This is a genomic window from Campylobacter sp. (assembly GCF_052170435.1).
Classification (GTDB): Bacteria; Campylobacterota; Campylobacteria; order Campylobacterales; family Campylobacteraceae; genus Campylobacter_A.
In genome coordinates this window covers 1-25,097 of sequence record NZ_JBQNAN010000014.1, presented here as the reverse complement: position 1 = coordinate 25,097, position 25,097 = coordinate 1, and the positions used below count along the sequence as shown (strand labels likewise).

At 44.4% G+C, this 25,097-nt stretch carries 24 protein-coding genes and 2 tRNA genes; 8 read left to right on the top strand and 18 right to left on the bottom strand.

The features are described 5' to 3' along the window. Window positions 1–299: 299 nt before the first annotated feature. Genes ACTTJF_RS06720 through ACTTJF_RS06705 form a run of 4 tightly spaced genes read left to right on the top strand, consistent with a single transcriptional unit; the run spans window position 300 to window position 4,257 of the window. Window positions 300–2,000, top strand: coding sequence for an acetolactate synthase large subunit (locus ACTTJF_RS06720; RefSeq protein ID WP_442551299.1), 1,701 nt, complete (start codon window positions 300–302; stop codon window positions 1,998–2,000). 8 nt (window positions 2,001–2,008) lie between these two features. Further along, window positions 2,009–2,470 carry an acetolactate synthase small subunit gene (gene ilvN / locus ACTTJF_RS06715; RefSeq protein WP_163026421.1) on the top strand — a complete coding sequence of 154 codons (462 nt, stop codon included), beginning with the start codon at window positions 2,009–2,011 and terminating at the stop codon, window positions 2,468–2,470. Continuing rightward, entirely contained in the window at window positions 2,470–3,426 is a 957-nt protein-coding gene (lpxD, locus tag ACTTJF_RS06710) for a UDP-3-O-(3-hydroxymyristoyl)glucosamine N-acyltransferase (protein ID WP_442551298.1), read from the top strand. The genes ilvN and lpxD overlap by 1 nt, the downstream gene beginning before the upstream one ends. Beyond that, window positions 3,427–4,257, top strand: coding sequence for a putative phage abortive infection protein (locus ACTTJF_RS06705; protein WP_442551297.1), 831 nt, complete (start codon window positions 3,427–3,429; stop codon window positions 4,255–4,257). Between the two features lie 28 nt (window positions 4,258–4,285). On the opposite strand, the gene ACTTJF_RS06700 is transcribed toward ACTTJF_RS06705, so the two are convergent. From ACTTJF_RS06700 to murA, 10 genes are all read right to left on the bottom strand, one after another. Beyond that, window positions 4,286–5,455: a pyridoxal phosphate-dependent aminotransferase gene (locus ACTTJF_RS06700; protein ID WP_442551296.1), complete on the bottom strand. Its 1,170-nt coding sequence runs from the start codon at window positions 5,453–5,455 to the stop codon at window positions 4,286–4,288. A gap of 20 nt (window positions 5,456–5,475) precedes the next feature. Then, the gene (gene speA, locus ACTTJF_RS06695; protein WP_298086001.1) at window positions 5,476–7,311 is read right to left on the bottom strand and encodes a biosynthetic arginine decarboxylase; all 1,836 of its coding nucleotides are present in this window, start codon (window positions 7,309–7,311) and stop codon (window positions 5,476–5,478) included. Then, window positions 7,304–8,551 (bottom strand): histidine--tRNA ligase, encoded by a 1,248-nt coding sequence (gene hisS / locus ACTTJF_RS06690; protein WP_442551295.1) that lies wholly within the window; start codon window positions 8,549–8,551, stop codon window positions 7,304–7,306. Before hisS ends, speA begins: the two co-directional genes overlap by 8 nt. Further along, window positions 8,544–9,122 carry a dTMP kinase gene (gene tmk / locus ACTTJF_RS06685; protein WP_442551294.1) on the bottom strand — a complete coding sequence of 193 codons (579 nt, stop codon included), beginning with the start codon at window positions 9,120–9,122 and terminating at the stop codon, window positions 8,544–8,546. The genes hisS and tmk overlap by 8 nt, the downstream gene beginning before the upstream one ends. A 2-nt stretch (window positions 9,123–9,124) precedes the next feature. Next, window positions 9,125–9,592 (bottom strand): pantetheine-phosphate adenylyltransferase, encoded by a 468-nt coding sequence (coaD, locus tag ACTTJF_RS06680; RefSeq protein WP_442551293.1) that lies wholly within the window; start codon window positions 9,590–9,592, stop codon window positions 9,125–9,127. Between the two features lie 81 nt (window positions 9,593–9,673). After that, the gene (locus tag ACTTJF_RS06675) at window positions 9,674–10,621 is read right to left on the bottom strand and encodes a UbiX family flavin prenyltransferase (RefSeq protein ID WP_442551292.1); all 948 of its coding nucleotides are present in this window, start codon (window positions 10,619–10,621) and stop codon (window positions 9,674–9,676) included. Further along, the gene (gene flgA, locus ACTTJF_RS06670) at window positions 10,618–11,424 is read right to left on the bottom strand and encodes a flagellar basal body P-ring formation chaperone FlgA (protein WP_442551291.1); all 807 of its coding nucleotides are present in this window, start codon (window positions 11,422–11,424) and stop codon (window positions 10,618–10,620) included. The genes ACTTJF_RS06675 and flgA overlap by 4 nt, the downstream gene beginning before the upstream one ends. Before the next feature lie 59 nt (window positions 11,425–11,483). Beyond that, a tRNA-Gly gene (locus ACTTJF_RS06665) sits at window positions 11,484–11,558 on the bottom strand. 43 nt (window positions 11,559–11,601) lie between these two features. Then, entirely contained in the window at window positions 11,602–12,759 is a 1,158-nt protein-coding gene (locus tag ACTTJF_RS06660; protein ID WP_442551290.1) for a molybdopterin molybdotransferase MoeA, read from the bottom strand. Between the two features lies 1 nt (window position 12,760). After that, window positions 12,761–14,026, bottom strand: a complete 1,266-nt coding sequence (gene murA, locus ACTTJF_RS06655; RefSeq protein WP_442551319.1) for a UDP-N-acetylglucosamine 1-carboxyvinyltransferase — start codon at window positions 14,024–14,026, stop codon at window positions 12,761–12,763. 170 nt (window positions 14,027–14,196) lie between these two features. Here murA and ACTTJF_RS06650 point away from each other — a divergent pair, with 170 nt between their 5' ends. Genes ACTTJF_RS06650 through ACTTJF_RS06635 form a run of 4 tightly spaced genes read left to right on the top strand, consistent with a single transcriptional unit; the run spans window position 14,197 to window position 16,770 of the window. Next, the gene (locus tag ACTTJF_RS06650; protein ID WP_442551289.1) at window positions 14,197–14,856 is read left to right on the top strand and encodes an NlpC/P60 family protein; all 660 of its coding nucleotides are present in this window, start codon (window positions 14,197–14,199) and stop codon (window positions 14,854–14,856) included. 52 nt (window positions 14,857–14,908) lie between these two features. Beyond that, a complete protein-coding gene (locus tag ACTTJF_RS06645) occupies window positions 14,909–15,442 on the top strand; it encodes a rhomboid family intramembrane serine protease (RefSeq protein ID WP_442551288.1) in 534 nt (177 codons plus the stop codon). Further along, window positions 15,439–16,278 (top strand): ferritin-like domain-containing protein, encoded by an 840-nt coding sequence (locus tag ACTTJF_RS06640; protein ID WP_442551287.1) that lies wholly within the window; start codon window positions 15,439–15,441, stop codon window positions 16,276–16,278. The genes ACTTJF_RS06645 and ACTTJF_RS06640 overlap by 4 nt, the downstream gene beginning before the upstream one ends. Beyond that, the gene (locus ACTTJF_RS06635) at window positions 16,279–16,770 is read left to right on the top strand and encodes a SixA phosphatase family protein (protein WP_442551286.1); all 492 of its coding nucleotides are present in this window, start codon (window positions 16,279–16,281) and stop codon (window positions 16,768–16,770) included. It begins immediately after the preceding gene. Here the strand turns inward: ACTTJF_RS06635 and ACTTJF_RS06630 are convergent. From ACTTJF_RS06630 to ACTTJF_RS06595, 8 genes are all read right to left on the bottom strand, one after another. Next, a complete protein-coding gene (locus tag ACTTJF_RS06630) occupies window positions 16,767–17,657 on the bottom strand; it encodes a methyltransferase regulatory domain-containing protein (protein WP_442551285.1) in 891 nt (296 codons plus the stop codon). The two genes, ACTTJF_RS06635 and ACTTJF_RS06630, sit on opposite strands and share 4 nt — an antisense overlap. Window positions 17,658–17,721: 64 nt before the next feature. Beyond that, on the bottom strand, window positions 17,722–18,057 hold the full coding sequence (locus ACTTJF_RS06625; RefSeq protein WP_442551318.1) for a methyltransferase domain-containing protein: 336 nt from the start codon (window positions 18,055–18,057) through the stop codon (window positions 17,722–17,724). Between the two features lie 1,496 nt (window positions 18,058–19,553). After that, the gene (locus ACTTJF_RS06620; protein WP_442551284.1) at window positions 19,554–21,080 is read right to left on the bottom strand and encodes a mobilization protein; all 1,527 of its coding nucleotides are present in this window, start codon (window positions 21,078–21,080) and stop codon (window positions 19,554–19,556) included. A gap of 142 nt (window positions 21,081–21,222) precedes the next feature. After that, window positions 21,223–21,516, bottom strand: a complete 294-nt coding sequence (locus ACTTJF_RS06615) for a hypothetical protein (RefSeq protein WP_442551283.1) — start codon at window positions 21,514–21,516, stop codon at window positions 21,223–21,225. Window positions 21,517–21,552: 36 nt separating this feature from the next. Beyond that, the gene (locus tag ACTTJF_RS06610) at window positions 21,553–23,070 is read right to left on the bottom strand and encodes a hypothetical protein (protein ID WP_442551282.1); all 1,518 of its coding nucleotides are present in this window, start codon (window positions 23,068–23,070) and stop codon (window positions 21,553–21,555) included. A 148-nt stretch (window positions 23,071–23,218) separates the two neighbouring features. Continuing rightward, window positions 23,219–23,524: a hypothetical protein gene (locus ACTTJF_RS06605; protein WP_442551281.1), complete on the bottom strand. Its 306-nt coding sequence runs from the start codon at window positions 23,522–23,524 to the stop codon at window positions 23,219–23,221. Between the two features lie 71 nt (window positions 23,525–23,595). Further along, window positions 23,596–24,447, bottom strand: a complete 852-nt coding sequence (locus ACTTJF_RS06600; RefSeq protein WP_442551280.1) for a hypothetical protein — start codon at window positions 24,445–24,447, stop codon at window positions 23,596–23,598. Between the two features lie 202 nt (window positions 24,448–24,649). Continuing rightward, a tRNA-Arg gene (locus ACTTJF_RS06595) sits at window positions 24,650–24,726 on the bottom strand. Window positions 24,727–25,097 lie beyond the last annotated feature (371 nt).

The following is a 25,097-nucleotide window of genomic DNA, read 5'->3' as shown; positions in this document are numbered from 1 at the left end:
GGAAGGGAGCGACTTCGTAATTCAAGCCCCTTCCCCCTTAACAAGAAAGATTGATTTATGCAAAAAAATCTAATTTATAACGCCAAATTTAACTAAATAAAATTTAGCATCTTAAATGCACGGGTCTCGGCACGTCAAATTTAATAGCCTATCCAAATTTGAATCTTCTAAATTTCGCTGGCAAATTTACTCAAATTTAAGCCCTTTTAAATCCGAGTCCAAATTCCAAGCCCGGTTTTACGCTTTTTTAAACCTTAAGGCTGTATAATCGGGGTCAAATTTATCAAAAGGCGATACAGATGATAAAAGGTATTTCTGGCTCGCGCATGGTTATGGAAGCCTTGCGCGAAGAGGGCGTAGACACGGTTTTCGGTTACCCGGGCGGCGCAGCGCTAAACATCTACGACGAGACATACAAGCAGAGTTATTTCAGGCACGTTTTGACGCGTCACGAGCAAGCCGCCGTACACGCAGCAGACGGATACGCGCGCGCTAGCGGCAAGGTCGGAGTGGCGTTTGTAACCAGCGGCCCCGGTTTTACAAACGCGGTCACGGGTTTAGCCACTGCATACTCGGATAGTATTCCGCTTATATTAATCAGCGGCCAAGTTCCGACCTCGCTTATCGGCACAGACGCCTTTCAGGAGATCGACGCCGTGGGTATCTCGCGCCCGTGCGTGAAGCACAACTACCTCGTGCGCAGTATCGAGGAGCTACCGCGCATCCTAAAAGAGGCCTTTTATATCGCTCGCTCGGGACGCCCGGGACCCGTTCACGTCGATATCCCAAAGGACATAACCGCAGCCGTTGGGGATTTTGATTACCCGACCGAGATAAAGATGCCGACATACAAACCGACCTACAAAGGCAACGCAAAGCAGATCAAAAAGGCGCTCGAAGTCATCGCCGAGGCTAAACGCCCGCTGCTCTATCTAGGAGGCGGAGTCGTAGCGGCGAACGCTAGCGAGCTCGTGCGTAAATTTAGCGCAAAAACGGGTATCCCAGCGGTAGAGACGCTGATGGGGCTTGGCGTCCTAGCGCACGAGGATAAAAATCTACTCTCTATGGTCGGCATGCACGGCAGCTACGCGGCAAATATGGCGATGAGCGAGACTGATCTCATCATCGCGCTTGGCGTGCGATTTGACGACCGCGTGACCGGCAAGCTAAGCGAATTTGCCAAACACGCCAAAATCATCCACGTCGATATCGACCCTAGCTCGATCTCAAAGATCGTAAACGCGCACTTCCCGATCGTAGGCGATCTAAACTGCGTCCTAGAAGAGATGGTGGAAAAAGTAAGCGTAAACGAGCAAAATTTGACTGCGTGGCGCGAGATATTGGCCAGGTATGACGCGCTAAATCCGCTAGATTACAAAGACAGCGACGAAGCCCTAAAACCGCAGTGGGTCGTGCGCGAAACGGCTAAAATTTTAAAAGAATCTGGCAAAGACGCCGTGATCGCCACCGACGTCGGCCAGCACCAGATGTGGGTCGCGCAGTTTTATCCGTTTGACAGACCGCGTCAGCTGATAACTAGCGGAGGCCAGGGAACTATGGGCTTTGGTTTGCCCGCAGCCCTCGGAGCAAAAAACGCGATGCCGGGAAGCACGGTCGTAAATTTCACCGGCGACGGCTCGATCCTCATGAATATCCAAGAGCTGATGACCGCCACTGAGATCGACAAACCCGTCATCAACATCATCTTAAATAACAATTTCCTAGGCATGGTGCGCCAGTGGCAGACCTTTTTCTACGGCGAGCGCTACTCCTCGACCGACCTTAGCCTGCAGCCTGATTTTGTGAAGATCGCAGAGGGCTTTGGCGGAACGGGCTTCGTGTGCCGCACGAAAGACGAGTTTCGCTCCGCGCTAAAAGAGGCGGTGGCCTGCGGTAAAACGGCGGTGCTAGACGTACGCGTGGATAGATTTGAGGACGTACTGCCGATGGTTCCTGCTGGCGCGGCGATATACAACATGATCTTAAAAAGCAAGGAATAAAAATGAGCATAAGAAGAGTGATTTCAGTCATCGTGCTAAACGAGCACGGCGTTTTATCGCGCATTTCCGGGCTTTTTGCGGGACGCGGATACAACATCGACACGCTCACGGTAGCACCCATCCCCGGCACCGAGCTTTCTCGTATCAGCATCGTCACTAGCGGCGACGAGCGCGTGCTCGAGCAGATCGTAAAGCAACTACACAAGCTAATACCGACCTACAAAGTCATCGAAAGCGGCGAATTCGTCGAAAAAGAAATGGCGCTCGTTAAAATCCCGCTAAGCGAAAATTTCGGCGGGCTGGACGCGATACTAAAAGCCTACAACGGTATCGTAGCCAACACCAACGAAAACTACATCGTCGTCATGGTCAGCGACGACGCGAGCAGGATAGAAAATTTCCTCAAAGCTATCAAAAAATTTAACCCCACAGACGTCGTGCGCGGCGGCTCTGTGCTAATGGATCTATGATGAAACTAAGCGAAATTTATAAAATTTTAGGACTGGAATTTAGCGGCGAGGAGCTAGAGATCACGGCTCTAAATTCGCTCTCAAAAGCTGGAGCTAGCGAGCTAGGCTACTGCGATAGCGAGAAAAACGCTAAATTTATCGAGAACTCAAAGGCGGGCGCGATTTTAGTCGCGTCAAATTTAAAAGAACTCGTCGGTGCGCAAAGTAGGGCGGTGGTGGTAGAAAACCCGCATCTTGCCTTTGCTATTTTGAGCGAGTATTTCGCCAGAGAGCTTCTAGCGTCCAAGCCGCAGCCGGCGCAAATTTCGCCAAGCGCAAAGATAATGCCAAACGTCTACGTGGGCTCAGGCGCCGCAATCGGCGATAACACGCTCGTGATGGCGGGCGCCTACATCGGCGACAATGTAAAAATCGGCGCAAACTGCGTCATTCACCCAAACGTCGTCATCTACAACGACACCGTTATCGGCGACGGTTGCCGCATCAACGCAAACGCCGTCATCGGTAGCGACGGCTTTGGCTACGCGCACACGAAAACGGGCGAACACGTGAAAATTTACCACAACGGCAACGTCGTTTTAGAGGATTTCGTCGAGATTGGCGCATGCACGACGATAGACCGCGGCGTGTTTGAAAGTACGGTCGTAAAAGCCTACGCCAAGATCGATAACCTCGTGCAAATCGGTCACAACTGCGAGATAGGCTACGGCTCGATACTCGTTTCGCAGGTAGGACTCGCAGGCTCGACGAGGCTTGGGCGTAACGTCGTGATGGGCGGACAAAGCGGCTCGGCGGGGCATTTAAAAGTCGGCGACTTTGCCCAGATAGCAGCGCGCGGCGGCGTGTCAAAGGATATCGCTGGCGGTAAAAAATACGCAGGCGCATATCCGATAATGGAGCTGGCCGACTTTTTCAAACTGCAAGCTAAGATCGCGAGATTTTTTAAGAAAAACTAGATGAAAAAATATCTTATTATTTTTGGTATTTTTGGAATAGGTTTTTACGTAGGTACATTGGCGGCCTATATTTTAAAAGACGATATAAATAGCGAATTCTTGGGTCAGGTTGGAGATTTCTTGGGAGGTTATTTAAACCCGCTATTTGCTCTTTTATCCTTTATAGCACTTTTGATTACTATAGTTTTTCAATCCGAAGAATTAAAAAATTCAAGAGAGGAATTAAGGCTAACCAGAGAAGAATTGGCAAAAAGTGCTGAAGCGCAAGAGAGATCATCTCAAATTTTTGAACAGCAGAGATTTGAAAACACGTTTTTTTCTTTATTAAAGACCTTAAATTTGGATATAAAAGATTTCAAGTCTAATAATGATAGATTTTTAGAAAATCATGGCGACTATGATAATCCTGAATTAAAGTATGTTGCAAATTTTTTCAGGATCGCAATTCTTGTATATGAAATATTAAAATTTATAAACGACTACAATACAAATCAAATCACTAGCAAAGAACAGAATTGTGGATATAAAAGGCATAGCAACATTTTAAGAGCTTGCTTAGATGCGGATATATTGCAATTATTACTCATATATTGTTGTAATGATAATATTGTAGATGCGTACAATATTAGGCAATTGCTGGAAAAATACAATATTCTAGAATATATGCCCATAGATAAAAGTATAAATATGGAGAAGCGTATACCAGATGATATAATGGAAATTACTTACGAAGTTTATATAATTCGACTAATAAAAAAGTATCTTACAATTGGACACATATCTATATTTGGAGATAATGTCTATATAAAGGGGCTCAAATTTGATTTTTAATATCTACCAAATTTGAGCCTAATTTACGCTATTTTTTATAGCTTTTTACGAATTCGCCGATCCTTGCGATACCTTTTCTGATACTCTCCAAATCGGTCGCAAAAGACAGCCTAAAGTATCCGTCCATACCAAATCCCACGCCAGGCACCACGGCGACCTTGGCCTTTTCTAGCAGCTCTTTGCAAAATTTCATACTATCGGGCTCAACCTCGGAGCAGTTTATAAAAAGATAAAACGCGCCGTCGGGCTTAAGCACGCTAAGTCCCGGTATAGCGTTTATCATCTCGACGCCTAGGTCGCGGCGCTTTTTAAACTCGCCCTTCATATACGCGATGTCCTCGTCGGCTTTGCCGAGCAGCGCAGGGATGGCGCCGGCTTGCGTTAGGGAGTTTATGTTGCTCGTGCTTTGGCTTTGTAGCTTGTTTACCGCAGCATTTAGCTCCTTAAACGGGCTAGCCATGTAGCCAAATCTCCAGCCCGGCATCGCGCCGCATTTGCTTAGGCCGTTTATCGTGATCGTGCGGTTAAACATATCCTCGCTCACCGCCGCGGTCGCGACAAATTCGCCCTCATAGTTTAGCTTTTCGTACATTTCATCGCTAGCTACGATGATTTTCGTGCCTTTTAGCACTTCGCCCAGCGCCTCCAGCTCTTTGCGGCTATATATCGCGCCCGTCGGATTGCAAGGGCTGTTTAATACTAAAATTTTAGTTCTAGGAGTGATCGCCGCTTTTAGCTGTTCGGGAGTGATTTTAAAGCCGGTCTTTTCGCTAGTTTCGATAAAAACGGGATTGCCGCCGCTAAATTTGACCATCTCCGGGTAGCTCACCCAGTACGGGCTCGGCACGATGACCTCGTCGCCCTCGTCGATTAGCGCCTGAAATACGTTAAAAAGCGAGTGCTTGGCGCCGACGTTGGTGATGATTTGATTTGGCGCGTAGTCTAGGCCGTTGTCGCGCTTTAGCTTTGCGGCGATAGCCTCTCTTACCTCTGGCGTACCCGCTACGGCCGTGTATTTGCCGCAGCCCTTATCTAGGGCGGTTTTTACTTCGTTTTTGATGATCTCGGGCGTGTCGAAGTCCGGTTCGCCCGCGCCGAAACTGATCACGTCCTCGCCGCGGGCTTTCATCTCTTTTGCCTTGGTGCTGATTTCGATGGTTAGGCTCTCGCCTAGCACTTGAACTCTTTTTGATAGCATTTTTACTCCTTTTTCTAAATTTAAGATATGGTTTTTAGATAGCCGTTATCGTTTAAAAACAGATACATTTCGCCTAAAATTTGCTTGCGCTGCGAGTCGGTTACGAGCTTTGACTTTTCGATGCGCTCGTTTAGGATATCCTGGATCTCGTAGATGTCGTAGTCAAGATCCTCCATGATATCAAGGATCGATTGGCTCTCCAGCAGGTGCGAAACCTTAAATCCCTCGGCGTCTATCTCGATGGTAGCTTCTGTAGGGTGAGTAAAGAGGTTGTGTTTCATACCCAGCACCTCCTGATACGCTCCGACTAGGAAAAATCCTAAAAAGTACTCCTCTTTTTCCACGTCTACGTCGTGCAAAAACAGAGGATTTTCCTCGTCGTCAAAGCCTATCTCGCCGTCACTATCGCACGTGATATCCCACAGCGACGCCGAGCGGGTAGGGCGCACGTCTAGGCGGTCAAGCGGCATGATAGGGAAATTTTGCTTTAAACCCCAAAAATCAGGCAACGACTGAAATAGCGAGAAGTTTACGAGATAGCGCTCCTGCGCCTCCTCTTGCAGCTTTAAAAGCTCGGCGTTGTGCTGCTTGGTGCCGAGGATTTTAGCCGCTTTTTTGATGATTAGGTGGGTTAAAATTTCAGCATTCGAGCGATCTTGTAGATCGACGTAACCCAGATCAAAAAGAGTCAAAATGCTCTCCATATGATCGATGCTGTCGTGCAGATACTCTATCGCGTTTGACGGCTTTATCGTGCTTAGCAGGTCGTTTAGCTCGGTGATTAGCTGAGGGTTTTTCTTTTTTAGTACGAGTTTTTCCTCGGTGTAGTCTTGACTAAAGAGCTCCAAAACGGGCGCGACCAGCACGGCGTGCGAAGCCGAGACGAAGCGGCCGCTCTCGATAAAGATATCGGGCTCCACCTCGTTTCGCTGCGTCGCCATCGTTTTTAGCAGATAGACCACGTCGTTGGCGTATTCGCTAAGCGTGTAGTTTCGGCTCGAGTTTTCCTTAAACTGCGAGTACTCTATGGCCAGACCGCCGCCCAAATTTATGGCTTTTAGGTTTTTCGCGCCCATTTTTCGCAGCTCGGCGTAGATGTTTCCTGCTTCGATTAGGGCCTTTTTTAGCGGATGGATTTCGGTGATTTGCGAACCAATATGAAAGTGGATCATATTAAAGCGATCGAGCAAATTTGCCTCTTTTAGCAAATTTACCGCTTCGATTAGCTCGGTCGCGGTTAGGCCGAATTTGGAGTTTATGCCGCCGCTTTTAGCCCAGACGCCGGATCCGCTGCTATGCAGCCTGATGCGCAGACCGATGTTTGGCTTGGGCGCGAAACGCTCTTTTGCGATGGCGATGATAGCCTCAAGCTCGTTTAGTCCCTCGATCGTTAGCGTGATGTTGTGTCCCATTTCGGCCGCGATAAAGCCGATGTTGATCATCTCCTTATCTTTAAAGCCGTTTACGGTGATCGGCGCGCCTTCGTTGTTATACGCCATCACCAGTAGCAGCTCGGCCTTTGAGCCCGCTTCCAGTCCGTAGCCGTATTTTTGTCCGTGACGGACTAGGTTTTTTACAAAGCCCGGATACTGGTTTACTTTTAGCGGATAAACGGCGTTAAAGCTACCTTTGTAGCCAAATTCGTTTTTCGCGTTCTCAAAGCTTTTGTAAATTTGCGAAATTTGCTTGTGTATGAGGTGAGGGAAGCGCAGCAATAGCGGGCCTCGGTAGCCTTCGCTCCTGATGCTTTTTACGATGTCGATGATGGCGGGTTTTGAGCCGGTATTGACGCAAATTTTACCGTTTTCGACGATGAAGTTATTATTTCCCCACAAATTTAAACCGTAATCATACATTTAAAATCCTTTTAAGCTCCGTCTCCAAATCAACCAAATCAAGCGTTTTTTCGGCTTTTTCGCTCAGATCTTTTAGCCAAATTTTGCCCGATTTTAGCTCGTCCTCGCCGACGCAAAGGCAAATCCTCGCATTTGCATTATCGGCTGCATTTAGGTGCTTTTGCAGTTTTTTTGGCTCGTAGCTCACGAGAACCGGGAGGCTTTTTCTTAAATTTATCGCTATTTTGTAGACCGCGTCCACCCCCTCGGCATCCATCGCGCCGATATATACGCCGCTTCTTTTGCTCTCGCTCTCGCGGCCGCCTAGGATTTCCATTATGCGCTCGATACCCATCGCAAAGCCAACGCCGTAGCTAGCCTTGCCGCCTAGGTACTCGACCAGTCTGTCGTAGCGTCCGCCGCCCGCGACCGCGCTCTGTGCGCCGATCTCGTTTGAAACGAACTCAAACGCCGTTTTGCAGTAGTAATCAAGTCCGCGCACAAGCTTTGGATCTATCTCAAACTCCACGCCGTTGCCGCTTAAAATTTCTTGCAGCTTTTTAAACTCGCCTGCGCATTCGTCGTTTAGACTTCCGATTATCAGCGGCGCGTTTTCGTAGATTTTTTGGCAGCTTTCGACCTTGCAGTCTAGCACGCGGATAGGGTTTGTTAGCTTTCTGCGCTTGCAGTCCTCGCAAATTTGCCCTTCGTGTGCGTCTAAAAATTTAACCAGCTTTTGCCTGTATGCACCCATACTAGCGGCGTCTCCGAGCGAATTTATAAGTAGCTTGGTTTTGATACCTAGCCGCGAGAAAATCTCGCTTATCATCAAGATAACGCTCGCGTCCTCATAAACGCTAGGCTCGCCGAAGCACTCGCAGCCAAACTGATGAAACTCGCGCAAACGCCCTTTTTGCGGGCGCTCGTAGCGAAACATCGAACCGTGATAAAAGTACCGTCTCACACCGCCCGCGCGGTCAAATTTAGCCTCGATAAATGCGCGCACGACTCCCGCCGTCCCCTCAGGGCGCAGGCAAACGTCGTTGCCGCCTTTGTCCTCAAACTGATACATCTCCTTACCCACGATGTCGCTGCTTTCCCCGACGCTGCGACGAAAAAGCGCCGTTTGCTCCAGGTGCGGAGATAGCACGAACTCGTATCCGTAGTTTTTCGCGACCTCTTCGCAGATTTTGATTATCCTCTCGTAAAGTCCCGACTGGGGCGGCAAAACGTCCTTCATCCCCCTTAATGCGCTAATCATTTATAAACTCCTTTATCAAATTCGTTATTTTTTCTTCATCCAGGGCGGCGTCGATCGTGACGTAGCGGACGTCTAGTTTTTGCAAAATTTCCTCCATCGCGTCCTGCACTCTTAGTAGATAACTAAATCCTCTAGCCTCTATGCCGTCCATCTGCGCGCGCGAGCCTAAGCGCGATCTTAGCGTGTTTTCGTCCGCTTTAAAAAATACTATTTTTTGCGGAAAATTTCCTTGCAGGGCGAATTTATTTAAATTTAAAAGCTCCTCAAAGCTAAAATTTCCGCCCGCCAGCGCGTAGGCCATGCCCGAAACAAAGCCCCTGTCGCTCAAAATTATTTTATCCGAGTTGGGTTTTATTATCTTACCCGAATGCTCGGCTCTATCGGCCAAAAATAGCAAAATTTCAGCCCTTTTATCTAGACCATTTTCTTTTAGTAAAATCTCGCGCAAATTTTCGCCGAGCTTCGTACCGCCGGGCTCTTTAGTCACGATGGCTTGCGGGAAAGCAGCCGCCAGCCGCGCTATCTGCGTGCTTTTGCCCACACCGTCGATACCTTCAAATAAAATATACAAATTTAGCCTTTCAAAGTTTCTAAAATTTCGCTTGGAACCAGCTTGCTAACGTCGCCGTCGTGGCTAAGAACGGAGCGCACGATCGAGCTTGAGATAAAGGCGTTTTGCAGGCTTGGCATCAGATAAACGGTCTCAAGCTCCTCCCAAAGCACGGCGTTTGCATAGCCGATTTGCAGCTCGTACTCAAAGTCGCTAACCGCGCGAAGTCCGCGGATCACGACGTTTACGCCGCAGTTTTTAGCAAAATCGACGAGCAGGTTATTAAAGCCTACGACCTCGACGTTTTTTAGATCCGTCGTCGAGATTTTTACCATCTCTACACGCCTAGCCAAGCTAAAATAGGGCTGCTTGCTCTCGCTAGCCGCAACTGCGACGATAACTTTATCGAAAATTTTAGTCGCTCGCCTGATAACGTCGACGTGTCCGTTTGTTACGGGATCAAAGGTGCCGGGATAGATACAAGCTTTCATTTTTCGCCTTTAAATTTTAAAGGTTGATTTTACTATTTTATGCCTAAAACAGGACTTTATCCTGCGGCTAGCGCAGCTGTTTTAGCTCCATCTTTTATAAATTTGATGCTCGAGTCCGAGCAGATCAAGCCACTTGCCGATGATGAAATTTTCCATATCTTCAAGGCTATTTTGATCCGAATAATAACCCAAAACCGGCGGCGCGATAACGGCACCTAGGGCGGATAGCTTGGCTGCGTGCTCGAGTGCTAGCGTAGAAAACGGCATCTCTCTAACGCCCAAAACCAGCCTTTTTCGCTCTTTTAGCGCGACTGCGGCGGCGCGGGTTATCAGCGTGTCGGCAAAGCCGGCGTGGATTTTAGCTAGGGTGTTGATAGAGCAGGGCGCGACGATAGTAGCATCTATGCCAAACGAGCCCGAGCTCGGAGCTGCGGCCAGATCGGAGTCGCCATAAATAACGGCGCGATTTTGCAAATCTTGCCAAATTTGATAAATTTCGTCTCGTTTGGCGTCTTTTTGAACGCGATTTTTATCAAAAACGCACTGGTTTTGAAATTTACGATCGTCAAATTTGCTTGCTATTTCATCGTTAGGGCTTGCGTTTTTTTCGCCGCCATTAGATTTACAAATTTGCCCGTTTGTATCATTAAAGCCGCAGTTATCTAAAGCGGTAAATTTTAAAATATTGTCGCCAAAATCTTGCGCATTATCCGCAAATTTGTTGCTTTGATTTTGCGATCTTTTGTCTCCGCCTCGAAAACCTAGCTCGCCTTGGGCGGAGCTAGAATTTGCAAATTTTGCGTCTTCGCGATCTTTGTCAAATTTGGCGCTATTTTGGTTTGCGTTAAATTTTAAACCCGTCGCACCGTTTTTATAAAAAATATCCGTAAAATTTAGCTCTTTTTCTAGCACGTTCATCGCGTTTTTACTCACGCACAGATGTAGCTCGCTTCTTTTTGCTATCTCGCGGGCGAGCTTTAGCCCCAGATTTACGCCGCTTGCGCCGCTGATACCTAGAAAAATTTTCATCTTATCATCACCTGTTTTTTTGAGACGATTTGCGCGCTAAAGACCTTTTTGTCGTTATTTTTAACTTTGATGGTCTCACCTAGATTGCCGTTTTCTAGCGCCGTGACCTCGACGATGATACTGAGTGCCCCGTCGCTAAGCACGGCATTTACGCGCTCTCCTTTTTTGATGAGCGGTAGCAGAGTAAACTGCCGCAAGCGCAACACTTCGCCGCTTTTTATATTTTGCTTTGTCGCTAGCCTCGCATTTGGCGCTTCGCTCATCATGTCGGGGCTAAACTCGTCAAGCTTAACCCAGTCCTTTGCAAAGTCGCCGATACCTAGCATTTGGCGCGTCGCAAGCGGCTTAGTAGCCCTCAAAACCGGCATTTTTGCGTTTATTTCATATCTAAAAAATACGCTTGGCTGCGAGCCGTTTGGCGTGATAAAACCGGCTCTAAAGCTACCTTTTGGATTGATTTTATTTACGTAAATTTTATCGAATTTGTATTCGTGGAAGTTTTTAGGAAGTTCGTTTTGAGGCTCGATAAGCGGAAATTTGACGAATTGCAGTCCCTTAAACTCGCTCGTAACTTCTTGCAAAAACGCGCGCTGCACGAGAGCTAACGCGTCGCAGTTTTTTACAAATACCGTCTCTCCGCCGCTTTTATCCTCAAGCTCTACGCCGCGTTTTTTTAAAATTTCCACTAAATCTCGCGAATTTATTTTTGCGGCTTTGTTTTCGCCTAAATTTAAAATCTCGTCGTTTTTGTCCGTAAAGCCCAAGTCCGCAAGCGTTATTTTGCCGTTTGAAACGCAATACATCGGCCAAAGCGCTAAATCCAAAGAAAATAAAAAAATGGGAAAAAATAGTAAGAAAAAAATGGAGCGGGAAACGAGATTCGAACTCGCGACCCCAACCTTGGCAAGGTTGTGCTCTACCCCTGAGCTATTCCCGCACCGTTTGAGAAGTCGCAATTTTAGCAAAAACGTTTTCATTTGTCAAGAAAATTTCAAAATTTTTACGATTTCGCCCGCTTTTAGCTCGCCGAGGCTTTCGCTTGTTACCAAAACGGCGTTACTTTTGATGAGCGGAGTTATCATGCCAGAGCCGAATTTATTATTATCCGTCACGCTAAATTTGCCCCCCAAAAAGCTACCGAGCACGATGTTTTGACGTCCCGATTTTATTTTTACGTCTTGATTTAATACGGCGTCAAATTTTTCAAGCTGCGCGCCATTCAAAAAAGGAACGACTAGTAAAAAGCACATCAAAAACGCCGCCATCGGATTTCCCGGCAGGATAAATACGATTTTTTTATCTTTTATAAAAGCTTTGCTCGGTCGTCCGGGTCGGATATTTACGCCGTCAAAAAGCTCACTAAAGCCCAAATTTAAAAGCGCCGTTTTCATAAAATCAGCCTCGCCCTTGCTCGCTCCGCCGCTTGTGATTATAACGTCAAATTCGGCCGTCTCTAGCGCTAGCGTCGTGCTTTCTAGGTCGTCTTTTATGATGCCCGCGTACGAGCTAGCAAAGCCGAAGCTTTGAAGCAAAGATACGATGCCTGCGCCGTTTGCGTTGTAGATTTGCTCCTCGCTAGCGTTTTGCCACGGCTCGACCACTTCGTCGCCGCTTGAAAATATACCGATTCTTAGCTCGCGCTCCACGCAGACGCAGTAGATGCCCTGAGCGGCCAGCATCATTACTCTTGCGGGCGTTAAAAATTCGCCTTTTTTTAGCAAAATTTCGCCAGCCTTAACCTCTTCGCCCTTATATCTTAGTGCGTTAAATTTTTTGACTTTGCTTTGCTGCGAGAGCTTGCCGTCCTGCAAAATAGCGTCTTCAAAAGGCACGACCGTGTCGGCATTTGTCGGCATTTTTGCGCCGGTCATTATCTTTACGCATTCGCCTTTTTTTAGCGTGATTTCAGCCTCATCGCCCGCCAGCACGGTTGCCGCGACGCTTAACGGCTCGTTAAAATCGTCAAATTTGAGCGCGTAGCCGTCCATTGCGGCGTTATCAAAGGAGGGCAAATTTTTAACGGCAACGACGTCCTGTGCTAAAATTTTGCCCGTCGCGCGCTCAAGGCTCGCAAACTCTCCGCAGCCGTCAAATTTGGCTTTTTCTAGGATTAAATTTTGAGCAAGCTCTAGCGTCATTTTACTCCTCCAGCCTGCGTATTTTTGCGCCCAGAGCCGCTAGCTTGCGCTCCAGCCCCTCATAGCCTCTATCTAGGTGGTAAATTCTATGCACGCGGCTAGTTCCGTTTGCGGCGAGAGCAGCTAGCACTAAAGCCGAGCTTGCGCGCAGATCGGTAGCCATCACGTCAGCAGCATTTATCTCGCCTCCGCCGTAGATCGTCGCGATATGGCCGTTTAGGCGGATGTCCGCACCCATACGAGTGAGCTCGCTAACGTGCATAAAGCGGTTTTCAAAAAGCCTCTCGTCTATCGTACTAACGCCGTTTGCTACGAGCGAGAGTGCCATAAACTGCGCCTGCATATCGGTCGGAAATCCCGGAAACTCCGTCGTTACGATCTCGACGGGATTTACGTTTTTAGCCGGCATTATCGTGATTTTGTCGCCGTCCACGACGGTTTCAAAGCCCATTTGGTTAAATTTAGTAAGCACGGCCCGCAGATGCGCTGCATTAGCGTTCGTGATAGTTACTTGCGAGTTCGTGATCGCCCCGGCGCAAAGATACGTGCCCGCCTCGATCCTATCTGGGATGACCGTTATCTCGCCGACGTCCAGCAGGCGCCTATCCGTGCCCTCGATCACGAGCTCGTCCGTGCCGATACCCTCGATCTTCACGCCGCCTGCGGCCAAAACCTGGCAAAGCTGCACCACCTCAGGCTCTTTGGCGACGTTGATTAGATGCGTCGTACCGTGAGCGAGCGCGGCGGCCATGATGATGTTTTCGCTGCCCGTTACCGTGATCTTATCAAACACGATCTGCGCGCCCTTTAGCCCATCAGGCGCCGTAGCTACGACGTAGCCTTGCTTTATCTCGATGTTTGCGCCCATTTTTTCAAGCGCGCTTAGGTGTAGATCTATCGGTCTTTGTCCGATCGCGCAGCCGCCGGGCAGGCTCACCTCGCAGTGGCCAAACCTAGCTAGCAGTGGGCCAAGAACCAGGATAGAGGCGCGCATTTTGCGCACGATGTCGTAGTTAGCCTTCGTGGAACTGACGTAGTTTGAGTTGATTTTTAGCGTGTGATCATCTGCAAATTCGCATTTTGCGCCCAAATTTACGAGCAGCGTCGCCAATGTTTTTATATCCGCAACGTTTGGCATGTTTTTTAGCGTCACGTCGTTTTTTATGATTAGAACCGCTGCTATGAGGGGCAGGGCGGCGTTTTTCGCTCCGCTTATGGCGACCTCGCCGCCTAGTTTTGCGTTTCCTTCGATTTCTAAATAATGCATCATCTTAAATCCTTAAATAAAACCCAAAGTATAGTGAAATTTAGCTTATAAATTTAAATTTATGCCGATATTTACCGATTTATTTATATAATCTTACTTTTAGGCGGCTCGTTTACGGTGCTTAAATTTACCGCAAAACGCCGCTTTAAATATAAAATAGGATGATTTAAATGAAATTTACCATTTTTTTACCGCTGGCGCCGATTGCGGCTTTGATTTTTAGCGGTTGCGCGAACAGTACGCCCAAAATTTACCCGACCGATCAGAGCGGACAAATTTTAAACGCTAGATTTTTAAACTCGCAGCAAGACGTATTTAACGATCTGGGCGGCATAGCGCTTTCAAATTTTATGCAAGGCTTTTTAGGCAAAAAAGATGGCGGAGACTGCTCGGGTTTCGTTTCGCTCGTAAATAAAAACATAAATAACGTTTACTTTTCCGAGACGAATTTACTCAAATTTTACGGCGAAAACGGATCGAAATCTCAAGCCATTTATAATCTTTACAAAAAGCGAAATTTGATCTCGCAAACAAGCCCGAAGCTCGGAGATTTGGTATTTTTTAACAACACCACGAGTCAAACCAAAGGCAAAAACAAGCAAATCATAACCCACCTTGGCATCATAGACCGCATAGAGGACGACGGAACTATAAGATTTATGCATAATACCAGAGGCAAAAACAAAAGCGGATTTATAAATCTATTTCAAAAAAATAGCCATAAAATAGGCGGCAAAGAGGTAAACTCCTACATCGTAGCGTGTAAAGGCGGCGACGCTACCTGCCTAACGTCAAACAGATTCGCCGGCTTTGGCAAGGTTAATTTTTAGCTAAATTTATGTCTAAATTTTATATGATAAAGCCTTTAAAAAGGAGCCGTTTTTGAAAGCCACGATATCGCTCATCGCGTTAAATTGTCTAGTATATCTTGCCGTTTACTGCGGCATTTGCAGTAGTAACGTGACGCTTGGGCTAAATATGTTTTTTATAGACGAGCTTTTCGTTTGGCAGCCCGCGACCTCGATGTTTATGCACGCAAATTTGGCCCATTTGCTGATGAATATGGCGGTTTTGTATCAGTTTGGATCGCTTCTAGAGCGGTACTACGGAAGCGAAAAATTTGCCGTCGTTTACTGCGTCGGAGGCGTTTTGACCTCGCTGCTTAGTTTTATTTATATTTATGCTATGTTTAAAACTAACGGAACTTTTATAAATTTAGTCGGAGCTAGCGGCGCGATCAGCTTGCTGCTAGGAGTTTTGGCGTTTTTGGACGCGAGTAGCAGAAAAGGACTAATAATCGCCATCTTGCTAATGAGCTTCGCGCCCGTAGCCATGGGCGTAAACGTCGCCTGGTACGCGCATATCATCGGCTTTGCGCTAGGGTATTTCGGGGTAAAATTTAAGGTGATAAAATGAGATTTTTCGATCAAATTTGGGAAATTTTAGAGTGCGGCGACAAGGAGCTTAAATTTGATAAATTTAAACGATTTTACGCCGAATACAAGGCCGGTAAATTTGACGCGCAAATAGAAGAGGGCGGTAAATTTGACGAGATAAAACCGATTGAGCGCCCAAGCTACGCAGTATTTTGCGATGTAGTAGCGATGAGAGAAATAGGCGGTAAAAAGCAAGCGGACAAGCAAAAAGCCTTCCTGCACTCGATCGCGCATATCGAATACAGCGCCGTAGATATCGCGCTAGACGCGGCGTATCGCTTCCGCGCGCTGCCAAAAGCCTACTATGACGACTGGCTAGAGGTCGCGCAGGATGAGATTAGGCACTTTAAGATGATCGAGGATCACATGGCTAAATTTGACGTGAAATACGGCGATTTTACCGTGCATGACGGGCTTTTTATAGCTTTGCAAAATACCTCCGCGTCGCTGCTTGAGCGCATGGCGGTGCTGCCTAGATACATGGAGGCAAACGGCCTTGACGCAAACGCTTTTATGCTAAAAAAGCTGGAAACCGAGCGCGAAAAAGACGGGAGCAAGGCACGTCTTTGCGAAATTTTGCAAGTTATCTTAGACGAGGAGATCTCGCACGTCTCAAAGGGCGATCGTTGGTTTAAATTTGCCTGCGAAAAAGAGGGCGTAAGCCCCGAAATCTATGCGCAAATCGTGCAAAAAATCTACCCTAAAGCCTTTTTGCAGTCCCGCGAGCTAAACGTGAGCGCGCGTCTAAAATCGGGCTTTAGTGAGGCAGAGATCGAGCACATAAAAAATCTATCAAAAGCCAAAAAGGCGGAATAAATGAAAAAAATCTACTTTATCAGGCACGCAAAAGCTGTAGAAGAGGGCGAAGGCAGCGACTTTGAGCGCGATCTGAGCGAACGAGGCAAAAAGGATCTGGCGCTGATGTGCGAACGACTAAAAAAACACGAGGTAAGGACGGACGCGATATTTGCCAGTCCCGCCAAACGCTGCGCTAAAACGGCTCAAAAGCTAGCCGAAGCAGTTAAATTTAAGAAGAAAATCAAATTTAAAGACGAGCTATACGGAGCGCAGACGCATGATCTTTTGACCTTTGTAAGAGAGTTTGACGACAAATTTCAAAGCGTATTTATCGTCGCGCACAATGACGCGATAACGGAAATTTGCGAGCTTTTAAGCGATGCCGCTATAGGAAATATCCCGACTTGCGGCATCTTTTGCGTCGAATTTAACAGTGGCTTCAAGGAGCTAAAAGAACACGGCACAAAAGCTCTGTTTTTTGACTATCCCAAAAAGCATAAAAAGAGCTAAATTTCCTCAAACATTAAGCTGTTTGTCATCATTTTTATTAGTCCTTCTAAATAGATGTCAGCGGCCTCGCCAATACCGACGTTCACTATGTTGCCTTTTTTGTCTTTTCTTTGCATCATTATTCCCTTGTTTTTGATAATATTTTTGATATCCTTGATGCTATTTTTGCCGTTAAATTCCAGCATTATTTCAAGGTCGGCTTTATCAAATTTGCTGAGTATGATCTCATTAAATTGATTTGAAAAACCGATAGCTGGTTTGTCGTTTTTCAAAAAATATCTTATATATCTTTCGTAAATTTCTTTGATCTTGCTTTTTCCAGGAACGTATTTTATGCATTTTACTGCAACAGGCAAGATATCAACACTGCCATTGAGTATAAATGCGATAATACTTGAATAAACTTCATTTTTGTCCTCAAATTTAGTTACCAGTTCTTCGATATTCACAGAGCCTGGATAGGCTGAGTTTATAATATCAACAATTTTAGTAGTTTTTAGATTTACGATTCGTTCCTTAGAGTCGATTATACTGCCGTCCTTTTCATCAAATTTACCGCGAATATAGAGCGCATTTACACTTTTTTTATCAAATCTTTTATCAAGTCTTGCATTTTGAATATTTTGAGCATGAGTAATTATGCTTCTGCGAAAACTTGAATTGATCGCAAAATCGATATATTGTTCCTTTACTATGCGTGCAGGTATATCTTTTATGCTACTAAAAATACCGCAAATTTGCTCATCATAAAGGGTATCTAAAGATATATGCAAATTTGTGTCCGTAAGATATCCAAGCTCAAATTTCTCGATATCTTTTACAAATTCGAAAAAATAGCAAGGATCGTTAAAAATCTCAAAAAACTCATGATAGAAATAATAGTCCATACTAGCATATTTTTCATTGACACTATCGATATGCTTTATTAGCCACCTCTGTTCATCCTCAAGGTCAATCGCCCGTATGTAATCTTTTAGAGATTTTTATATCTCCCCGAAAGGCGGTTACTTTTTCTAGTTCACTGGCATCCTTGTGCGAATTTTGCACGAAGATATCGATAAAATCCCTCAAAACGGACCTTCCTTTCCAGCCCGGATATACATTATACGAAATATAAGCAAGCCCGTTTGGCGTTAGCAAATTTTTTATAACGCTTAAAATCGATTTTTGGACGTTTTTTGGCACCCAACTATAAACGCCGTGAGCTATGATGTAGTCAAATTTACCCAGTTCGTCTTTTAGCTCGCAGATATCTTTTTGATGCAGCTTTAAATTTGAATACCGGATAGATCGATACCTGCAACATCCGCGTTTTTATTGTTTAGCGCAAATGGGATCAAATTTCCGCCGAACTAACAGCCGATCTCTAAAACTCTAGCTTCCGAAGCCGCGGGAGGATCAAGAGAGATAAGCCTCGCTATGGACTCAAGCTTTTGCGGATGCGACTCTTTGAATGACTGCGAAGTATATGGAAGGGTGTCGTAAGCTTGTTCAATATTGTTTATTGCTATTTTAATTCTTTCAAGTAAGATATGAGGGCTAATTATAATATAAAATTTAATTTTTTAGAAATTTTACGGCAAACTTTTTGCAATACAATACTAAAAATAATCTATAAAATAAAACCGAAAATATCGCGTTAAATTTGACGGATAAATTGGTTTAATGCAAAAAGTAAAACGCTAAGAAAAACCTTATTTTAGGCACTTGCTGAAGATATTGAGGTAATACAAAAGAGATATAAATATTTATTTGAAAATTATAGTTTTCAATACAAAATAGCAAAAATAGTCTGCATTTTACTTTTTGACCTATTATTATAAGCATTAAACTATGTATCATAAAAATTGAGTAGTTTTTGTATTTTTTATCCAAGATAAGAATTAAATGATTGTTTTTAGTAAGCCGCGAAAAATTTTAAAAGACAAAGTAATAATTTACTCAAGATCTAACGATTTAAATTTTATCTCTAAAAGTTTTTGCTCATATAATTTATATGCAAAACCACTTAAAGCAAGAAAATATAACCAAAAGAAAAGCAAGGATAAATAAAAAAGATTTGCGAAAAAGGGTTAATTATAAATGAATAAATGGTGCGCTCGAAGGGAAACGAGCACGATACTTAAAACCCCAAAATACAGGCATTTTAAGCTAACTAAGGAAGTTTTTTAAGTATCTTCCCAACTCTTTTAAGAAAAAGCCGAAAAGTAGGATAAAATAGTAGAAAACTTAAGCTTTTTTAGTCATTGTCGCAGATTTTAAGGCTAAGATAATTAACCTTTTTTAAACGGCTTAAGGTTTGAAAGCTTAAAGTTTATTACTAATTCATTCCCCGCTTTTTGTTAGCAAGAATCATAGCACAAAATTTTATTTTTTGCAAATTAGCTACAAAAAAATGCTATTCCATACTTCGGTCAAGCGTAGCCGCATTTTTGAGATAGGCGAGAAAATCGGCGAAGCGTTAAAAAATACAAATTTGTTTTTCCAAAAAAGAAAAAGATGTTTTTCTTTTTTTATGCTTTTAGGCGTCGCCCTCTCTTTGGGGAGATGTCGCCGAATACACATCTATGGGGGCTCACCCCCATACCCCCTTGTCGGTTTAAGAAAATTTGATTTCTCTTACGCTTCCGTGATTTTTCTCGCCACTCTCAAAAAATCACTCTCGCTTGACCGAAGTATGCTTTAGGGGTTTTGCCATATATATCTTTATTTTAATATATTAAGAAGGTGCCAAAAACTCGCGCAAACGCCGTATTTCCAGACGCGCGCGAGCAATCAGAGGTTTATATTTCGAGGTCGTTCTTCGGAGACGATGAAGCGGGGCAATAGGTAAGAAGGCCGCTTTTTATGCCCTCAAAGCGAGAAAATGGAGTTTCACCGTTTACGATATCGTTTAGACTCTCGACCAGATGTTGCCCTTTTGGCTCAATGTATAGCTGTTTATTCCTAATTAATTGGGACAATAGCATAGCTTGCCCCCGAAAAAAAGAGTCATCAAGTTGTTTAACCACCTCTTGATTCTTTTGTGGTTTTTCAAGCCCGGTATTTTTTTGGTTAATAAGGCTTGTAGCTTTCTCTAGGGCGGTTTGAAGGTCTTTGTTTTGTTTTTGAAGGAAGTCGAAAGTTTTCAAAAGCGAGGCATTTTCGGATTGCAAGGCATCCACATCGACAGCAGGCTTTGAGACAGCCCCAAACAAAGCCCCCGCGATCTTGTTTTCTCGCAGAGCCTTCAGTTGTTCGTACGCGTCGATTTCTTTTTTAACTGCGGCTTTTTTTAAAGCAGCTTGGGCATCCTTGATTGTATTTAATGCCGCCTGTTTCGTAGCAACTGAATCAGCGATGTAAGCCATTATACTATTTTTATCAAAAGCCCCCAAAATACCGCTTCGTAAGTTGTTCGCTTTTATGGCCTTCTCAACCTCGACATCGATTTTAGGGTGATTGCGTAGTTTTTTAATTTTTTCCTCAAAAAGTTTTACAAAGTCATCAACGCTAACATTATCAGTCGTTTTTTTAAAGGCGGCTAATTCATCTTTTAGCTTGGCGTTTTCAGCCTCAAGCTTCGCGTAGTCAGGGCGACTTGCGCCCTGTGCCTTAAGCTCATTTCTAGCATCAAGGTTTGCGGTCTTAAGCTGCCCCTCTAGCTGTTTTATTCGCTCTTTTGCCGTTTTCAGATCAGCTTTCGTGAGTTTCAGCTCTTGCTTCAGCGGCTCCTGCAGTTTCACGGCTTGCTTATATTGGCGCGGCGTGAGATGTTCCCGCCCGCTTATTCTTTTGTCAATCCCGCGTTCCATATTTAATACGCGGGCGACTTCAGTCTGAATATCCCGCATAAGCTGACGCTTCCCCCGGGTAACCCGGTGCATACTATTTCCGTTTTCATCTAAGCTTATAAGTAGTACTTGAAAGTGTGTGTTTTTTACAAAAACCCCCTCATCATTGAGATGCCCTTCGTCACGATGAATTGCCCCGTAAACCATACGATATCCGGTCTTTTTTTCGATTATCTTGCCAGCTTTTCGCAAGTCGTCCAAAGTATGATATTCTCTAGCATTAATTGACGCCTCCCAAAATATTTTCTCCTCGTCAAATTGCGGCTTTTGATTATATTTTCTTTGATACGCGGCGACTGCGTCGTCTCGCATCCGTTTTGCCAAACGTCGAGCTTCCTCAAAGCTACACGTATATTCATTTTCGTGAACTAGCTCTTTGTGGCAATCGTTCGGTAAAAATCCGCGCCTAAAATTGTGCCAAAAGTTGCCAGGTTTAGCCAGCAAAATACTAACACACGATTTAGCATTATTATCCATATAATACCTCTTTCTATTTTGTTTCTAGCATTTTAGGCACTGTAACCCCCTCGCGGGGTTATCGGTGCACGTAATGCGCATTACGTGCACCTACCCACAAGGGGTAAGTGCAGAAACGCGCCCACAAGGGGAAAGACGAGCGTCAATACGTCGCAAGGTCGAACTTTTTAAGAAGCTCTGCGTATTTGACCTTTTCCGCGCCGATTTTGTCGAGTTCGGTTTTAACCTTGTCTAAAGTATTTTGAGCAGCCTTTTCCCGTTTTTCTAGGCTCTCGATTTGCTTTAAAAGCTTTTTCAGCTCTTGGACAAGCTTAGCGTTTTCACTAAGGGGCTTTTTCTCTTGGGGCTTAATCTCTTGAGTTTTTTGCTCTTGTTGTGGGCGAGGTTGGCTCAAAGATTGAGCGACGTTTTGGCTAGGTTTTTGAAAATTTTCCATAATGGACTCCTTTTAAAAATTTTGACAAAGATCATATCAGGAAAGATGGTAATTTTTATTTAATTTTTCTATCGACGTCGGCACTAGGTCGGAAGGCGCAAAAAGGCAAGGCTCGGGCTCTTTTTGCGGCTCGCTTTTCGTGACGATTTTTTCCAAAATCAGCGTGCGTTCTCGCTTCGGAAATAGCTCGGCTAACTTTTGTTTTTTCTCGTCAATCGAAAAATCGGTAAATTCCTCGGTATCGAGTAGCTCATCTACGAAATTATCAAAGGCCTTACTAGAAGCGTCACTCATTAGCCCCCTCTGCCAAAGCTCCGTATGCCAAGTTTCATAAATTTCAACCTTTACTTCGCCCCAAAGTTCACGGTGTAAATGATAGTCGTACAGCCACTGGATATCATCTGCGCCATATTCGCGCGCGAGCTTGCGATTTGCGCGAGCCTCTTTTTCTTGCACCCGTTGCCGTTCAAGGACAAAGTTTAAATACGAAGCCGCACGAGACGGCGACAATGCAGGCATTAAGCCGTTTTGATAGTTCGAAAAAAGCAAGCGGATTAAGTGAATTAACCCCGCTTTGTTCTTTTGTTGCCGTGCTGCAATTTTTAGGGCTTTTAGTTGCCGTTCAGAGAGAAAAACCCGGCAGTTGCAGGCATGATATCGATCGCCATTTTTTGCCCGCAAATCTAGATCAAGAGGTTTTGCGTTTTCTTTTTTACTCGTCTTTTTGGGCTTGCGATTTCTTTTAATGCTCGACGGGAATATGACGACCTTTTCAAGAATATAAGGGGCTTTGGTTTCTTTATTTATAGCATTCGCAGCCCTTGCACGATTCTTTTTAACCCCAAAAGTGTTATTCCATGCTTCAAGCAATTCATTCATAAATACGTCGAGCTCAATATACGCATTCGGATATTTGCGAGCCATTTTAAAGTTTTGCGCGCTGTGTAGAACTTTTCCTTCTTGAAGGTCTTTAATTCGATCGCATTTGTAGGTTTTTTTCTTGCCGTTTTCCCATTCGCTCGTGGTTTTGCGAAGCAGCTTTGAAACATCACAGCCGATGAGTTGCGCCGTTGTTTGTCGCAAATGCCATGTACCCGTATTTTGCTTAAACAAATACTCGGGCGACAAAACTTCGACGGTTACAGCTTTGCGGCTTAAAAACCTTGAAAAAAACGCCGAAATTTTTGCAAGGTGAGAGGGCAGACAAAAGATCATAGCGTGGATATGGGGCATTCCGCCCCTATGCGATTCAAATACGTAACTGACAAACAATGGATACTTACGCAATTCTTTTTCGATAAGCGTTTTAAGGTATTTTTCGAGAGCCTGCGCAGCTTCGACCGCAGTCATACGCCCGCAAGTGCCACGCTTTTTTATGCCTGAATTGTCAAGCGTGATAGCTATGCCCAAGGCGGTAAAGCCGATTTTTTCGAGAGTTCGCGAAATGTCTATAGTTCGCAGGCGGACTTCTCGACCTATCGACGAGCGAGCGAGTAGATCGTCGCTGATTATTTCGCCGTCATCGAGCGAGAGAAATTTTCTATTTTCTAGCATACTGACCGCCCATAAAGAATAGGACTTTTTAGCAAAACTTCCCGAGAGATTTTATATGCAAATAAGCTTAAATTAGCTAATATTTCAGAGGTCGAAAGGTGAATGCTTTTACAAGTTTCAACTAATTCGGCCCCGCTTCTTTTTTTACTCATAATGCCAATCCCAAAGATTTTAAATAGTTAAACCACCACGTTATAACTTTTCTAGTCATAGCGATATTTGTCGATTTATTATAAACCCCTGCTACGCCGTGGATAGCGTGAAAAAGCGTGCGTTCAACCTCGTAAGGTATAAGCCCGTTTTGAGGCATATTTTCATGGCAAAATGTAGAGGCTATCTTCCTGAAGCTATGAAATACAAGGCAAACATTATCCCCTAACTTTTCAGAACAATAGTCGCCTAGCGCATTTGAGAGAGTCCCGTCGCTTAAAGGCTTGCCTTTTTGTATTTCCAAAAAATAATTGACTTCCTTTAAGATTAAAACTCAATAGCCATTCGCCAATCTCCCGCGGAAGCCCTAGATATTCATCGCCATTTGTTTTGGTTTTGTTTTTCATCTTTTGGAAAATGTAAGTAAAATTCGCCGTTTTCATCAATTTTTAGATGATTTGCGGACATCTTTCGGATATTTCCGGCACGAAGCCCTGTAGCCAAGCCCATTATTAGAGCTTTTTTTATAGAGGATATAGGACTGCGATAATTTAGAACATACGAGATTAAACTCTCAAGATCGGCTTGGTCGCTAATCCAAGCATAACCTTCGCTAGGCGGGCAATCGTAGCTTTCTTTTAAGAGAATGCCGTCAAAAATATCTTTTTTTAAAATGCCTCGCTTTCTAGCAAAACCCCAAAGCTGATGAACAAACTCGCAATAATCATCGAGACTAGCGTATAGTTTTTCGCGAAATATCTCATCGGCAATGTCTTGCAAATGTTTTCTTTCAATTTTTGAAATATCCCTATCGGCAAGCACTCCAAGCCTTTTGCTAAAAATAGTTTTCTTTTTTTTGACGGTTGTTGCAGCAAGCGAGGGGCGAAAGGTTAGATATAACTCGAATACGCTTCGTAAAGTATTTTTGGAAGTTTTAGCAGCGCTAGGAACGGCTAGCAAAAACTCATCAAGAGCTTTTAGAGCTTCTTTGTAGGTCATATCGCCAAAACTTCCCAAAAATTTTACTAATTTTCCGTTTGTTGAATAATAGAAATCTTTTCGGTATTTTACATGCGTAGTGTTTTTCTTGTGAAGCTTTTTAATTTTCAGACACAAGCCCGTATCGGTAAGCATTTGGCGACTTTCTTTTTTATCGCTTGGGAGCTTGTAATCACGAATAGCGTCGTCAGGCGCAACTTTAAAGTTTAGCTGTTGAGTGAGTTTCATTTTCGACCCCGCTTTTAATTTAATTATAAAAACTTTGAGGCCTACTTGCCGGGATTTGCTTAAAAAAACTTCCCAAAAACGCTTGGGAAGTAAAGTTGGGAAGTTTTAGGGCGTTAAATTTGATAAATTTCACATTTAACGGTTTTCGTTAGTTAAATAAAAGCATGAATTTTGGGGATTTTTATCGGTTTTGTAAGTATCGTGGTGCGCTCGAAGGAATTCGAATCCCTGACCTTTTGAACCGCAATCAAATGCTCTATCCAGCTGAGCTACGAGCGCACTTTAAAAGAAATGTGAAGTATAGCCAAAGGTTTCTTAAATCTTTCATAAATTTTGACATTGTTGCAAAAATTTTACATTTTTACATCCCCTACTACATCAAATTCGCCGCAAGCCTATAAAATTTTAAATTTCTGCGCCAAATTTGCCACATTTAACCATCTATAAAAAATCTTTATGTTATCTTATGTAACAAGTTTAATTAAAAATAAGCGTGCCTGACTACCGAGCACTAAAATATATTAAATAAGGTAGAGCAAGCTAAAAATTTAATAGCAAAAAGGGCAAATTTAAAGACGGTGCGCAAAGATCATGTTCTAAAAAAGCAAATTTCAAGCATCAGCAAGCAAAAAAGAGTAAAATTCAAAAAA